Below are 13053 nucleotides of genomic sequence, written 5' to 3'. Positions count from 1 at the left end.
TCCGAGGCGGGCGCGGTCCGGGAGACCCGCACGCCCACCGCACGAGCCGACCGGGGGTGCCATGAGTGGCTGGCGGTGCACCGGTCTGAGCTGGCCCGGAGACGTGCCGGTGCTCGGCTGGGCGCGGAGGGGCGGAGCCGGGCGGGGGCGGACGAGTGCCCTGGCGTACGGGACGGAGCTGGGGTTCCGGGCCGACGGCGAGCGTCACTGCGTGGGGGCGCGTGGGAACGCCTGCCCGGTGTCGGCCGTCGTGCCGGTACGGAGCACGGGTGCGCGGTGCGCGGAGTGCGCACGGCTGGACCGGGCGCACTCGGTGGCGGCCGACACGATCGCCGACGACCCCCGGACGTACCGCGTCTATCTGGCCTGGTTCGGGCCCGGCATGGTCAAGGTCGGGATCACCGGGGAGGCGCGGGGGGCGGCCAGGCTGCGTGAGCAGGGGGCCGTGGTCTTCAGCTGGCTGGGGCGCGGGCCGCTGATGGCAGCCCGGCGGACGGAGGAGCTGCTGCGTTCCGCGCTCGGTGTGCCCGACCGGATCCCGTACGCGCGCAAACGGGCGATCCGGTGCGGTCTGCCGGGTGCGGCCGAGCGTGCCGCGGAGATCGAGGGACTGTACGGGCTGGCCGCCGCGCTGGAGGGGGCGGGCTGGCCGGAGGCCCTGGAGCGGCTGCCGTTCGAGGCGGTCGACCACGCCGGGGTGTTCGGGCTGGCCGGTGCCGGGCCGGCGGCGCGGGTGGTGACCGGGCTGGCGGACGGGGGCGTGGTGGCCGGGCGGCTGGTCGCGGCGGCGGGCCCCGATCTGCATCTGAGGACGGTGGACGGGGACATCGTCGTGCTGGACACCCGGCTCATCACCGGCTGGGACCTGGTGGCCGCCGACGCCCGGGCGGGGGTGAGCGCACCGGCCGTGTCCGTAGGGGGCGGTGGTGTGCAGGGCGGCCTGTTCTGAGATCGTCGCCGGGGAGATCGTTCCCTGGACGTACGAGGCGGGTGGGGCGGATGAGCGGCGACGGACGTGACCGTGAACGCGAGGACGTGCTGCGCTTCCGGCAGCGGCTCGGGCTGCCCGGGATCATCGACGTCCACACGCACTTCATGCCGGATCGGGTGCTCCGCAAGGTCTGGGCGTACTTCGACTCGGCCGGCCCGCTGACCGGGCTGGAGTGGCCGATCACCTACCGGCACGACGAGGACGAACGGCTCGCCCTGCTGCGCTCGTTCGGTGTGCTCCGGTTCACCTCGATGCTCTACCCGCACAAGCCGGGGATGGCGGCCTGGCTGAACGGCTGGGCGGCCGGTTTCGCCGCCGAGGTGCCCGACTGCCTGCACACCGCGACGTTCTTCCCCGAGGAGGGCGTGGAGACCTATGTGCGGGAAGCGGTCGGGGCGGGGGCGCGCGTCTTCAAGTCGCACCTCCAGGTCGGTGCGTACGACCCGAACGACCCGCTGCTGGAACCCGTCTGGGGGCTGCTGGCTGAAGCGGGCGTGCCGGTGGTGATGCACTGCGGCTCCGGGCCGGCGCCGGGTGCGTACACCGGGCCCGGGCCCGTCTCCCGGCTGCTCTCCCGCCACCCCCGGCTGCGGCTCGTCGTGGCGCACATGGGCATGCCGGAGTACACGGACTTCCTGGACCTGGCTGCGGAGTATTGCGAGGTGCGGCTCGACACGACGATGGCGTTCACGGACTTCACCGAGGACTTCACCCCCTTCCCGGCGGGCGAACTCGGGCGGCTCGCGGACCTGGGGGACCGGATCCTGCTCGGTACGGACTTCCCGAACATCCCGTATCCCTACGTCCACCAGCTGCACGCGCTGGAGCGCCTCGGGCTGGGCGCCGACTGGCTGCGGGCGGTCTGTCACGGGAACGCGGACGCGTTGTTCGGGTGAGCCCCGCGCGCATGGGCACCCGCAGGGCGGTGCGCATGGGCACCCCGCAGGGCGGTGCGCACGGGCACAGAGGGCGGTCCCATGGGTTCCGGCGCGTTTCTCAGGAAATTCACAGGTAGGCGAAAGCTCCCTCTCACGGCCGTCTCACAGGCTTGGGCCATGACGACGACCTCGCCCCAGGGGCGTACCGAACTGCTCAGGCCGGACCGCACCCCTGTCCGCGTGCTGGTGGTGGACGACGAGGCGCCGCTGGCCGAGCTGCTCTCCATGGCGCTGCGCTACGAGGGGTGGGAGGTGCGCAGCGCGGGCGACGGTGAGGGTGCCGTCCGGACCGCGCGTGACTTCCGGCCGGACGCGGTGGTCCTCGACGTGATGCTCCCCGACATGGACGGGCTCGCCGTGCTCGGGCGGTTGCGGCGCGAACTGTCGGACGTCCCGGTGCTGTTCCTCACGGCGCGGGACGCGGTGGAGGACCGGATCGCGGGGCTCACGGCGGGCGGGGACGACTACGTCACCAAGCCGTTCAGCCTGGAGGAGGTCGTCGCGCGGCTGCGGGGGCTGATCCGCCGCTCCGGTACCGCTTCCGTCCGCAGCGAGTCGACGCTCGTCGTCGGTGACCTGATGCTGGACGAGGACAGCCACGAGGTGAGCCGGGGTGACGACTTCGTCCACCTGACGGCGACGGAGTTCGAGCTGCTGCGCTTCCTGATGCGCAATCCGCGCCGCGTGCTGAGCAAGGCCCAGATCCTCGACCGGGTCTGGAACTACGACTTCGGCGGCCAGGCGAACGTCGTCGAGCTCTACATCTCCTACCTGCGCAAGAAGATCGACGCCGGGAGGTCGCCGATGATCCACACCCGGCGCGGGGCGGGGTATCTGATCAAGCCGGGCGAATAGCCCGGTGAGCAGGAGGAAGAGGTCCGGCGGGCGCCCGTGGACGCTGCGGACCCGGCTCGTCGTGTACGCGGTGACGCTCATCGCGGTCGTCGCGGCCGTGATCGGCTCGGTCACCGCCATCGCCTTCCACAGCTACATGTACGGCAAGCTCGACGGCCAGCTGCGCGACCTCTCCATGATCGCCGAGGCGCGCCCGCCGGGCAGCGGCATGATCACGCCGGGCGTCCCGCGGGAGAGGGAGCCGCTGGACTTCGTCGGCAGGGGCGGGGGCCAGCCGTTCAACACGTTCGGGGCCGTGGTCGCCGACGGTTCCGTCATCCTGTCGAAGGTGGTGAAGAAAAGCGGCAGCCCGGGTGCCCAGCAGGTCACCGAGGCGCTGACCGACGCCCAGGTGAAGGTCCTGGACGCCGCCGGGGTGACTCCGGGCGGCGGGCCGCGCGACGTCGATCTCCCGGGGCTCGGTGGCTACCGCGTGCAGGTCGTGCCGCACGGCGGCTCCACGTCCGTCCTGGTCGGCATTCCGACGGCCGAGGTGGACAAGGCAGTCGCCACCCTGATCCTGGTCGAGGTCTGTGTCACCGGCGCCGGGCTCATCGCCGCCGGGATCGCCGGCGCGGCCATGGTCGGTGTGGCCCTGCGCCCTCTGCGCCGGGTCGTGGCCACCGCCACGCGGGTGTCCGAGCTTCCCCTGCACAGCGGCGAGGTGGCCCTCTTCGAGCGGGTTCCGGAGGCGGAGGCCGATCCGCGTACCGAGGTGGGGCAGGTCGGCGCGGCCCTCAACAGGATGCTGGGGCATGTGGGCCTGGCCCTGGACGCCCGGCAGAAGAGCGAGACGCGGGTCAGGCAGTTCGTCGCGGACGCGAGTCACGAGCTGCGCACCCCGCTCGCCTCGATCCGCGGTTACGCCGAACTGACCCGGCGCGGACGGGAGAGCACCGGCCCCGACACCCGGCACGCCCTGGGGCGCATCGAGTCCGAGGCGGAGCGGATGACGGGCATGGTCGAGGACCTGCTGCTGCTGGCCCGGATCGATGCCGGACGGCCGCTCTCGTACGAGAGCACCGATCTCACGCCCCTGGTCGTCGACGCGGTCAGCGACGCACGCGTCGCGGACCGCACGTCCGGCGGAGATCCGGGGGGCTCCCACCGGTGGCGTCTGGAACTGCCCGAGGTGCCCGCGACGGTGTCGGCGGACGCGACGAGGATCCAGCAGGTCCTGGTCAACCTGCTGGCCAACGCCCGTACGCACACACCGCCCGGGACGACCGTCACGGTGCGGGTGAGCCAGGCGCACGGAAACGTGCCCTGGGTGACCCTGGAGGTCCGGGACGACGGCCCGGGCATCCCGCCCGAGCTGCGGCCGCGCGTCTTCGAACGGTTCGCGCGCGGCGACGCCTCGCGCTCCCGGCACGCCGGCTCGACGGGACTCGGCCTGGCCATCGTGCAGGCCGTCGTCACCGCCCACGGCGGCCGGGTCGAGGTCCGGTCGGTGCCGGGTGACACGGTCTTCGCCGTCCACCTGCCGGCGGACGCGGTGCCCGGGGACGGGCGCGGACCCGAAGGCCGGAGCGCCTGCCCCACCCCGGTGCACGGCGCCGGTGGGCACGGCTCCGCGGATCCGGCGGGCGGCTCCGTCGCGGACCCGACGGCCCGCGGAAACGGCGTCCGCGACGTGGCCGTGGAGCACTCACAGCCCGGCCACAGGCTCAGCACACGGATGTGACAGCGGGGTTGGCGAGTGTCGTCCCATGCGAACCGACACCCCGTGGAGCACCCTGCCGGCCCGGGAGCATCTCCTGGCCGCAGCGGTCGGCGCTCCGGTACCCGTACTCGATGTGGTGATCCCCGTGCACAACGAGGAGAAGGACCTCGAAACGTGTGTGCTGCGCCTGCACGACCATCTGGCGCGAACCTTCCCCTACGGCTTCCGGATCACCGTCGCGGACAACGCGAGCACCGACCGGACTCCCCAGGTGGCGGCGGCGCTCGCCTCGCTCATCCCCGAGGTCAGATCGCACCGGCTGGAGGAGAAGGGCCGGGGCAGGGCGCTGCGGACCGTGTGGTCCCACTCCGACTCCCCGGTCCTGGCCTACATGGACGTGGACCTCTCCACGGACCTGAACGCCCTTCTGCCGCTGGTCGCCCCGCTGATCTCCGGCCACTCCGACCTGGCCATCGGCTCGCGCCTGGCCCGCAGTTCGCGGGTCGTGCGGGGCTCGAAGCGGGAGTTCATCTCGCGGGCGTACAACCTCATCCTGCGCTCCTCGCTGGCCGCCGGGTTCAGTGACGCGCAGTGCGGCTTCAAGGCCATACGGCGCGAGGTCGCCGAGCGGCTGCTGCCGATGGTCGAGGACACGGGTTGGTTCTTCGACACGGAGATGCTGGTGCTCGCCGAGCGCGCCGGACTGCGCATCCACGAGGTGCCGGTCGACTGGGTCGACGACCCGGACTCGACCGTGCACATCGTGAGGACCGCGACCGAGGACCTCAAGGGGGTCTGGCGGGTGGGCAGGGCCCTGGCCACCGGGGCGCTGCCCCTGGACCGGCTGTCACGGCCGTTCGGCGACGACCCGCGCGACCGTGCCGTGCCCGGTGTCCCGCGGGGACTCGCCAGGCAACTGGTCGGCTTCTGCGTCGTCGGCGCGCTCTCCACACTCGCGTATCTCGCCCTGTACTCCCTCTTCCGGACGGGCGTCGGCGCGCAGACCGCCAACGGCGCGGCCCTCTTGGTGTCCGCCATCGCGAACACGGCGGCGAACCGGCGGCTCACCTTCGGCGTACGCGGACGGGGCGGCGCCGTCCGGCACCAGGCGCAGGGGCTCGTCGTCTTCGCGATCGGGCTCGCGCTCACCAGTGGTTCGCTCGCGGGTCTGGCCGCCGCCTCCGGACCGGCGTCGCACAGCACGGAACTCGCCGTGCTGATCGCGGCCAACCTCGCGGCGACGGTGCTGCGCTTTCTGCTCTTCCGCGCCTGGGTGTTCCCCGACCGGCGCACCGACGGCCAGGACGCCCGCAAGGGTCCCGCCCACGAACCGAGGAACGCCTGATGACCATGGCCACGCACTCCGACCACGTCCAGGCCCCACCCGGCGCCCCCGCGCGGGCGGCGGCGCACGCGGGTGACCGGCGGGAGCCGCTGTCGCGTCGCCTTCGTCGCGGCAGGCCCGAGGACCCGCGCTGGGTGAGGCCCGCCTTCCTGGGCCTGCTGCTGGTCATCGGCCTCGCGTACCTGTGGAACCTCAGCGCCTCCGGTTACGCCAACTCCTTCTACTCCGCCGCCGTGCAGGCCGGCAGCCGGAACTGGAAGGCCTTCTTCTTCGGCTCGCTGGACTCCGCCAACGCCATCACCGTCGACAAGCCACCGGCCACCCTCTGGCCGATGGCCCTGTCGGTGCGGATCTTCGGTCTGAGCTCCTGGGCGATCCTCGTGCCCCAGGTGCTGATGGCGGTCGCCACGGCGGGTGTCCTGTACGCGGCGGTCCGCCGCCGCTTCAGCGCCGCCGCCGGGCTGATCGCGATGGTGGTCCTCGCCCTCACCCCGGTCGCGGCCCTGATGTTCCGCTTCAACAACCCGGACGCGCTGCTCGCGCTCCTGATGACCGTCACCGTCTACTGCGTGCTGCGCGCGATGGAGGGCGGCAGGACGAAGTGGCTGGTGTGGGCGGGCGTCGCCGTGGGTCTCGCCTTCCTGTCGAAGACCCTGCAGGCGTTCCTGATCCTGCCGCCGCTGGCCGTGCTGTACGCGGTGTTCGCGCCCGGATCCGTCGGCAGGCGGTTCGGCCAACTGGGCCTGGCGGCACTGGCGATGGTCGTGTCCGGCGGTTGGTGGGTGGCCGTCGTCGAGCTGTGGCCGGCCTCCTCGCGGCCGTACGTCGGCGGTTCGCAGAACAACTCCTTCCTGGAGCTGACGTTCGGCTACAACGGTCTGGGCCGGATCAACGGCGAGGAGACCGGCAGCGTCGGAGGCGGCGGCGGAGGAGGAGGCCGGGGCGGCGGCTGGGGTGAGACCGGCATCGGTCGGATGTTCAACTCCGAGATCGGCGGCCAGATCTCGTGGCTGCTGCCCGCGGCGCTGGTGCTGCTGGCCGCCGGGGTGTGGCTGACGTGGCGGGCGAAGCGGACCGACGCGGTCCGCGCGGCTTTCCTCGCCTGGGGCGGTTCCCTGCTGATGACGGCGCTCGTCTTCAGCTTCATGGCCGGGATCTTCCACCAGTACTACACCGTCGCCCTGGCGCCCGGCATCGCCGCGCTCACCGGTATGGGAGCCACCGTCCTCTGGGAGGAACGGGGCACGTGGTGGGCCGGGGCCGTGCTCGGCACGACCGTCGCGGTGACGGTGGTCTGGTCGTACGTCCTGCTGGCGCGCACGCCGGACTACGTGCCGTGGCTGCGCTGGGCCGTCCTGATCGGCGGCCTGCTGGGCGCGGTGGGGCTGCTGCCGGCCACACGGCTCGGGCGGACGCTGGTGCTCGGGGCGGTGGGGCTGGGCCTCGCGGCCTCGCTCGCCGGGCCGGCGGCGTACACGGTCAGCACCCTGAACACCGGGCACCAGGGTTCGATCGTCACGGCGGGCCCGTCCGGCGCGAGCATGGGCGGTCCTGGCGGCGGCCGGGGCGGTGGTTTCCCGGGTGGCTTCCCCGGCGGTGGCATGCGGCCGCCGGGGCAGGGCATGCAGCAGGGCGGCCGGGCGCCGGGCAATGCGCTGGACGGTGGTTTCCCGGGCGGCGGGACGCCGGGCCAGGGCGCGCAGCAGGGCGGTCAAGCACCCAACGGCAACCAGGGCGGTCAGGCTCCCGGTGGCCGGCAGGGCGTCATGCCGGGTGGCGGGGCGGGCGAAGGGGGCGCGGGCGGTGGCGGCATGGGCGGTCTGCTCAACGGCGCCTCCGTCGACTCGGAGGCCGCGACGCTCCTGAAGCAGGACGCCGACGCGTACACCTGGGCCGCCGCGGCCATCGGCTCGCAGAACGCGGCGAGTTACCAGCTGGCCACCGGTGACCCGGTGATGGCCGTCGGCGGATTCAACGGCAGCGACCCGTCCCCGACGCTCGACCGGTTCAAGAAGTACGTCGCGGACGGAAGGGTCCACTACTTCATCGCGGGCGGCATGGGCGGAGGCATGGGCGGCGAGGGCACTTCCTCCCGGATCTCGTCGTGGGTCGAGGACAACTTCGAGGAGATCACGGCCGGCAACGCGACCTTCTACGACCTGACCTCGCCGAAGAGCGGGGAGTAGGAACCGGCGGCGGGACCGACAGGGCGTGGCCCGGGGCGAACACCCCGGGCCACGCCCTGTTTCCGGCGCGCGGAGCGTCGCAGGGCGGACGTACAAAGTGAGTTGTACGGCGTACAGGACTACTTTACGGTGTACAGGAATCCTTCCCGCACACCCGAGGAGCACCGTGCGGGCGCACCGGAACGTGCGCCGCCCCGTGCACCGGAAACAGGAGTCCGCATGACGGCGACCGCCGCCGAGCAGCACGATCCAGCCCTCCGGGGCGCCCATGCGCAGCGCTGGCTGATCCTCGGCGTCATCTGTCTGGCCCAGCTCACCGTGCTGCTCGACAACACCGTCCTGAACGTCGCGATCCCCTCGCTCACCGACGAACTCCACGCCTCCACCGCCGACGTGCAGTGGATGATCAACGCCTACTCGCTCGTCCAGTCCGGTCTGCTGCTGAGCGCGGGAAGCGCCTCCGACCGGTACGGCCGCAAGAAGATGCTGACGGCGGGCCTGGCGCTGTTCGGCGTGGGCTCGCTCGCGGCAGGGCTGGCGCAGTCCTCCGGCCAGCTGATCGCGGCCCGCGCGGGCATGGGAGTCGGAGGCGCGCTGCTGATCACGACCACCCTCGCGGTCGTGGTGCAGATCTTCGACGACACCGAGCGCGTCAAGGCGATCGGCATCTGGTCCACCGTCAGCTCCCTCGGTTTCGCGGCCGGTCCGCTGATCGGCGGCGCGATGCTGAACCACTTCTGGTGGGGTGCGATCTTCCTGGTCAACATCCCGGTGGCGGCCGTTGGACTGATCGCGGTCCTCCGGCTGGTCCCCGAGTCGAAGAACCCGAGCGGTGACCGCCCCGACCTCGCCGGCGCGCTGCTCTCCACCCTGGGCATGACGGCCGTCGTGTACGCGATCATCTCCGGCCCGGAGCACGGCTGGGACTCCGGCCGGGTCCTGCTGACCGCCTTCGCCGGGGTCGCCGTCCTCACCGGATTCGTCCTCTGGGAACTCCACGTCCCCCACCCGATGCTGGACATGCACTTCTTCCGCGACCAGAGGTTCACCGGCGCGGTGGCCGGTGCCGTCCTGGTCGCCTTCGGGATGACCGGATCGCTGTTCCTGCTGACCCAGCACCTCCAGTTCGTGCTCGGCTACGAGCCGTTGGAGGCGGGTCTGCGCACGGCCCCGCTCGCCCTCACGGTGGTGGTGCTCAACCTCACCGGCCTCGGCGCCCGGCTGGTCCCGAGGATGGGAACGCCCGCGACCATCGCCACCGGGATGTGCCTGCTGTCCGCGGGGCTCGCGGCGATCGCCCTGCTGGGAGGCCACGGATACGGCGGCATGCTGCTCGGACTGGTCGTCATGGGCGCGGGCATCGCGCTCGCCATGCCCGCGATGGCCAACGCGATCATGAGCGCCATCCCGCCCGAGAGGGCGGGCGTGGGCGCCGGGGTGAACGGCACGCTCGCCGAGTTCGGCAACGGCCTCGGGGTCGCGGTGCTCGGCGCCGTGCTCAACTCGCGGTTCGCCGCACTCGTTCCGGGCGCCGTCGGGACGGCGTCCCTCCCCGCCGCTCTGGCGGTCGCGGACGGTCCGGGGGTACGCGCGGATGTCACGGACGCCTTCGCCTCCGGCCTGGAGACCAGCCAACTGGTCGGCGCCGCCGCCGTACTGGCCGGAGGTCTGCTCGCGGCCGCCCTGCTGCGGAGGGCGGAGCGCGCGCGGACGGACTGAACGCCCCAGGTGGCGGGCATAGCATCGGACGGGGTGCCGGTACGCAGTCAGTGCCACCGGAAGAAGAGGAGTGTGCGCCATGGGGTCCGCGGAAGACCGTGTGAGGAACCCTTCGCGGGTCAGTGTGTGGCTGGACCGGCGCACACCGTCGCGCGCCCGCAAGGCGGACCAGCCGGCCGGCCTGGACCGGGACAGGATCACGACGGCGAGTGTGCGGCTGCTCGACGCGGACGGCCTCGCGAAGTTCTCCATGCGTCGCCTGGCCGCCGAGCTCGACGTGACGGCGATGTCCCTCTACTGGTACGTCGACACCAAGGACGACCTGCTGGAACTCGCCCTGGACACCGTCTTCGGCGAGATCCCGCCCACCCGTGAGGACGCCGACTGGCGCGACCGGCTGCGGGAGCTCGCCACCAACTACCGCCGGATGCTGGTGCGCCATCCCTGGGCCTCGGCACTCGCCGGGAGCTTCCTGAACATCGGCCCGCACTCGATGCTGTTCTCGTACGCGGTCCAGGACGTCATCCGGGCCACCGGGCTGCCCCTCGAACGCCGGACGGGCGGGATGTCTGCCGTCTTCCAGTTCGTCTACGGATTCGGCACCATCGAGGGGCACTTCGTGCAGCGCACGGCGGAGGCCGGACTCAGCCAGGACGAGTACGTCGAGCGGGCGATGGGCTCGATCCGCGCGGACCCGGAACTGAACCGGGCGATGGCACCTTCGGAGAGCCTGATGCAGGCGCGCCGCGGGGACACCGTGGAGGAGATGCGGGAGCGGGACTTCGCGTTCGCGCTCGACCTCCTGATCGCCGGTATCGAAGCGATGTGCGAGCGGTCGGTGCGGCCCTCGTAGGACCGCCCGGACACCATGGACACCGACCGGGTGACGGAGCGCGCCGTCAGTAGCCGCGCCGGGTGTCCACGACGAGTGCGGGCACGCGCCCCTCGGTGACGGCCTCCCAGCAGGCCGCGAAGTCCGTGACGACGTCCTCGTCGGCGGTGATGCCGGACGAGTGCGAGGTGATCACGGTGTGCGGCAGCAGCCAGGCCGGGTCATCGGGGCCTGCGGGTTCGTCCGGCAGTACGTCGAGCACGGCCCGCCGCACCGTCCTGCTGTGCAGGGCGTTCCGGAGCGCCGCCATGTCGACCGTCGCGCCCCGGCCCACGTTGATGAACGTCGCGCCCCGCATCGCGGTGAACCGCGCGGTGTCGAAGAAGCGCTCCGTGGCGCCGGTCAGGGGCAGCGTGGACACCACCCACCGGGCGTCCGCGAGGGCGGTGTTCTCGTCGGCCGTTCCGGCCAGGACCACCCGGTCGAAGCCCTCCGGCAGGGCCCGTGGCGTGCGCCCGACGCCGATCGTGCGCACCCCGCAGGCCCGCAGGAGCCCGGCGACGGAGGATCCGATGCGTCCGGTCCCGTGGACGACGGCCGTCCGGCCGACGGCGAGTTCGGAGGGGAGGCGGTGCCATTCGGCCCGCGCGTGCTGGGCGGTGTGCTCCGCGACCGACTGGCACTCGGCCAGGACCCAGCCCAGCGTGTACTGCGCGATCCGCTCGCCCATCCGGCCGACCGTCCTGGTCAGCAGAGCGTCTTCGGGCCATGCCCCGGAGGTCAGCAGAGCGTCCGTACCCGCGTTGACGCTGTGGAACCACAGCAGCCGCGGGGTCCGGAGGGCGTCGGGCAGGACGTCCCCCACGTACACGAAGGGGTCGTCGGGTCCGGCGCTGTCCGCGGACCCGGCCGGCCTGCCGGTGATCCGCTCCAGTTCGCGGACCACGGACGGTCCGACGGACGGCGAGGTGAGCAGACGGGCCCGCGACAGCGGGCCCGGGGAGGGCGGCTTCACGGGTACGGTCAGCTGCCGCCGCCGGCCAGGTGGGCGGGGAAACCCCCGGTGGCGACGGGGCCCCAGCGCTCCGGGGTGATCCGGATGATGGACTTCCCCTGCCTGACCATCGCCGCGCGGTACTCGTCCCAGTCCGGGTGTTCCCCCGAGATGTTCCGGAAGTACTCGACGAGGGGTTCGACCGAGTCCGGTGAGTCGATCACCTCGGCCGAGCCGTCGATCTGGACCCACGGGCCGTTCCAGTCGTCCGACAGGACGATGACGCTCACCCGGTCGTCGCGCTTGGCGTTGCGGGTCTTGGCCCGTTCGGGGTAGGTCGAGACGACGATCCGGCCCTCGTCGTCGACGCCGCAGGTGAGCGGCGACCCCTGGGGACGGCCGTCGGCCCGGGTGGTCAGCAGGATCGCCCGGTGCCTGGGGCGCACGAAGTCCAGCAGGTCCGCGAGTTCCACGGCGGTGTTGGTCGCGATGTTCGGTGCCATACGGCCAACCCTAGGCCGTGTCCGCACGGTCCCGCCGTGCGCCCGGTGCCGTATCGGGGCGGGACCGGCGGAAGGACCCTCGGCCGTCCGGCAGGTCCTACGCCGGGACGGACTCGCCCTGGACCGCCTGGATGTCGAGTTCGACGCGCAGGGTCGTGCCGATCGCGGAGATCCCCGCCTGCAGCACCTGGTTGTAGTTCATGGCGAAGTCGTCGCGGCGCAGTTCCGCCGTCGCGTGGAAGGCGGCCCGCACGCCGCCCCACGGGTCGGGTCCGGTGCCCAGGTAGCTGAGGTCCAGATCGATGTCGCGGGCGACGCCGTGCATCGTCAGCACGCCGTTCACGGTCCAGCGGTCGGGACCCGCGGGGGTCAGCGCGCGGGACCGGTAGGTGATCTCGGGGAAGACCTCCACGTCCAGGAAGTCCGCCGAGCGAAGGTGCTTGTCCCGCATGGCGTTGCCCGTGTCGATGCTGGTGGAGGCGATGTAGGCGTCGACCCGGGAGCGCTGGACGTCCTCGGCGATCTCGATGCGCCCGCCGAACTCGGTGAACCTGCCGTGCACGCTGGAGATCCCCAGGTGCTGGGCGACCGCGGCCACCGAGGAGTGCACCGGGTCCAGCGACCAGGTGCCCGGCGGCGGCAGTTCCACGCCGCCCTGCCGGGCCAGCACCACACTGCCCGCCTCCACGCGGCCGCTCGCCGTGACGAGTGCGGTGGACGCGGCGGGAGCGTAACCGACCGCCGTGACGATCACCGTGTACGCACCGGCGGGCAGGAGGTCTTCGGTGCGGACGGCCCCGTTCTCGTCGGCGGCGGCCCGGAGCACCTGGGTGCCCGTCATGTCGGTCACCGTGACGACCGCGTGCTGGACCGCCCAGCCGTCCCGTGTCCGTACCTGTGCGCGAAGTCCCATCCCGTTTTCTCTCCTTGCTCAAATCACTGGTGAGGCAGCGACTCGGATGAGTCGGGCCCCGGGCGGGACCGGCAG

Annotated in this window: 11 protein-coding genes; 8 read left to right on the top strand and 3 right to left on the bottom strand. The window is 72.5% G+C overall.

What is annotated here, in order from left to right; genetic code table 11:
• Nucleotides 1-61 precede the first annotated feature (61 nt).
• The 8 genes from OG206_RS16035 (at nt 62) to OG206_RS16000 (ending at nt 10589) form a co-directional block, all read left to right on the top strand.
• A complete protein-coding gene (locus OG206_RS16035; protein WP_327116572.1) occupies nt 62-949 on the top strand; it encodes a DUF2797 domain-containing protein in 888 nt (295 codons plus the stop codon).
• Between the two features lie 50 nt (nt 950-999).
• Nucleotides 1000-1887 (top strand): amidohydrolase family protein, encoded by an 888-nt coding sequence (locus OG206_RS16030; protein ID WP_327116570.1) that lies wholly within the window; start codon nt 1000-1002, stop codon nt 1885-1887.
• Nucleotides 1888-2046: 159 nt separating this feature from the next.
• A complete protein-coding gene (locus OG206_RS16025) occupies nt 2047-2784 on the top strand; it encodes a response regulator transcription factor (protein ID WP_327116568.1) in 738 nt (245 codons plus the stop codon).
• Between the two features lie 4 nt (nt 2785-2788).
• Complete coding sequence (locus OG206_RS16020; protein ID WP_327116567.1) at nt 2789-4507, top strand: HAMP domain-containing sensor histidine kinase; 1719 nt, start codon at nt 2789-2791, stop codon at nt 4505-4507.
• Between the two features lie 25 nt (nt 4508-4532).
• A complete protein-coding gene (locus tag OG206_RS16015; protein ID WP_327116565.1) occupies nt 4533-5831 on the top strand; it encodes a bifunctional glycosyltransferase family 2/GtrA family protein in 1299 nt (432 codons plus the stop codon).
• Nucleotides 5831-8017 (top strand): ArnT family glycosyltransferase, encoded by a 2187-nt coding sequence (locus OG206_RS16010; protein WP_327116563.1) that lies wholly within the window; start codon nt 5831-5833, stop codon nt 8015-8017. The genes OG206_RS16015 and OG206_RS16010 overlap by 1 nt, the downstream gene beginning before the upstream one ends.
• Nucleotides 8018-8236: 219 nt before the next feature.
• On the top strand, nt 8237-9736 hold the full coding sequence (locus OG206_RS16005) for an MFS transporter (RefSeq protein ID WP_327116561.1): 1500 nt from the start codon (nt 8237-8239) through the stop codon (nt 9734-9736).
• A 79-nt stretch (nt 9737-9815) separates the two neighbouring features.
• Entirely contained in the window at nt 9816-10589 is a 774-nt protein-coding gene (locus OG206_RS16000; protein WP_327116559.1) for a TetR/AcrR family transcriptional regulator, read from the top strand.
• Between the two features lie 46 nt (nt 10590-10635).
• On the opposite strand, the gene OG206_RS15995 is transcribed toward OG206_RS16000, so the two are convergent.
• The 3 genes from OG206_RS15995 to OG206_RS15985 all read right to left on the bottom strand — a co-directional run bounded on the left by OG206_RS15995 (nt 10636) and on the right by OG206_RS15985 (nt 12978).
• On the bottom strand, nt 10636-11583 hold the full coding sequence (locus tag OG206_RS15995; RefSeq protein WP_327116557.1) for a D-2-hydroxyacid dehydrogenase: 948 nt from the start codon (nt 11581-11583) through the stop codon (nt 10636-10638).
• 8 nt (nt 11584-11591) lie between these two features.
• Entirely contained in the window at nt 11592-12065 is a 474-nt protein-coding gene (locus tag OG206_RS15990) for a PPOX class F420-dependent oxidoreductase (RefSeq protein ID WP_327116555.1), read from the bottom strand.
• Nucleotides 12066-12162: 97 nt separating this feature from the next.
• Nucleotides 12163-12978, bottom strand: a complete 816-nt coding sequence (locus tag OG206_RS15985) for a YceI family protein (RefSeq protein WP_327116553.1) — start codon at nt 12976-12978, stop codon at nt 12163-12165.
• Nucleotides 12979-13053 lie beyond the last annotated feature (75 nt).

Source organism: Streptomyces sp. NBC_01341, assembly GCF_035946055.1.
Taxonomy (GTDB): Bacteria; Actinomycetota; Actinomycetes; order Streptomycetales; family Streptomycetaceae; genus Streptomyces.
The sequence above is the reverse complement of the archived record's forward strand: the minus strand, read 5'-3'. Positions and strand labels throughout refer to the sequence as shown.

Coding starts and splice junctions, on each gene's coding strand:
- OG206_RS16035 (WP_327116572.1), top strand. CDS start 62: ATGAGTGGCTGGCGGTGCACCGGTCTGAGCTGGCCCGGAGACGTGCCG.
- OG206_RS16030 (WP_327116570.1), top strand. CDS start 1,000: ATGAGCGGCGACGGACGTGACCGTGAACGCGAGGACGTGCTGCGCTTC.
- OG206_RS16025 (WP_327116568.1), top strand. CDS start 2,047: ATGACGACGACCTCGCCCCAGGGGCGTACCGAACTGCTCAGGCCGGAC.
- OG206_RS16015 (WP_327116565.1), top strand. CDS start 4,533: ATGCGAACCGACACCCCGTGGAGCACCCTGCCGGCCCGGGAGCATCTC.
- OG206_RS16010 (WP_327116563.1), top strand. CDS start 5,831: ATGACCATGGCCACGCACTCCGACCACGTCCAGGCCCCACCCGGCGCC.
- OG206_RS16005 (WP_327116561.1), top strand. CDS start 8,237: ATGACGGCGACCGCCGCCGAGCAGCACGATCCAGCCCTCCGGGGCGCC.
- OG206_RS16000 (WP_327116559.1), top strand. CDS start 9,816: ATGGGGTCCGCGGAAGACCGTGTGAGGAACCCTTCGCGGGTCAGTGTG.
- OG206_RS15990 (WP_327116555.1), bottom strand. CDS start 12,065: ATGGCACCGAACATCGCGACCAACACCGCCGTGGAACTCGCGGACCTG.
- OG206_RS15985 (WP_327116553.1), bottom strand. CDS start 12,978: ATGGGACTTCGCGCACAGGTACGGACACGGGACGGCTGGGCGGTCCAG.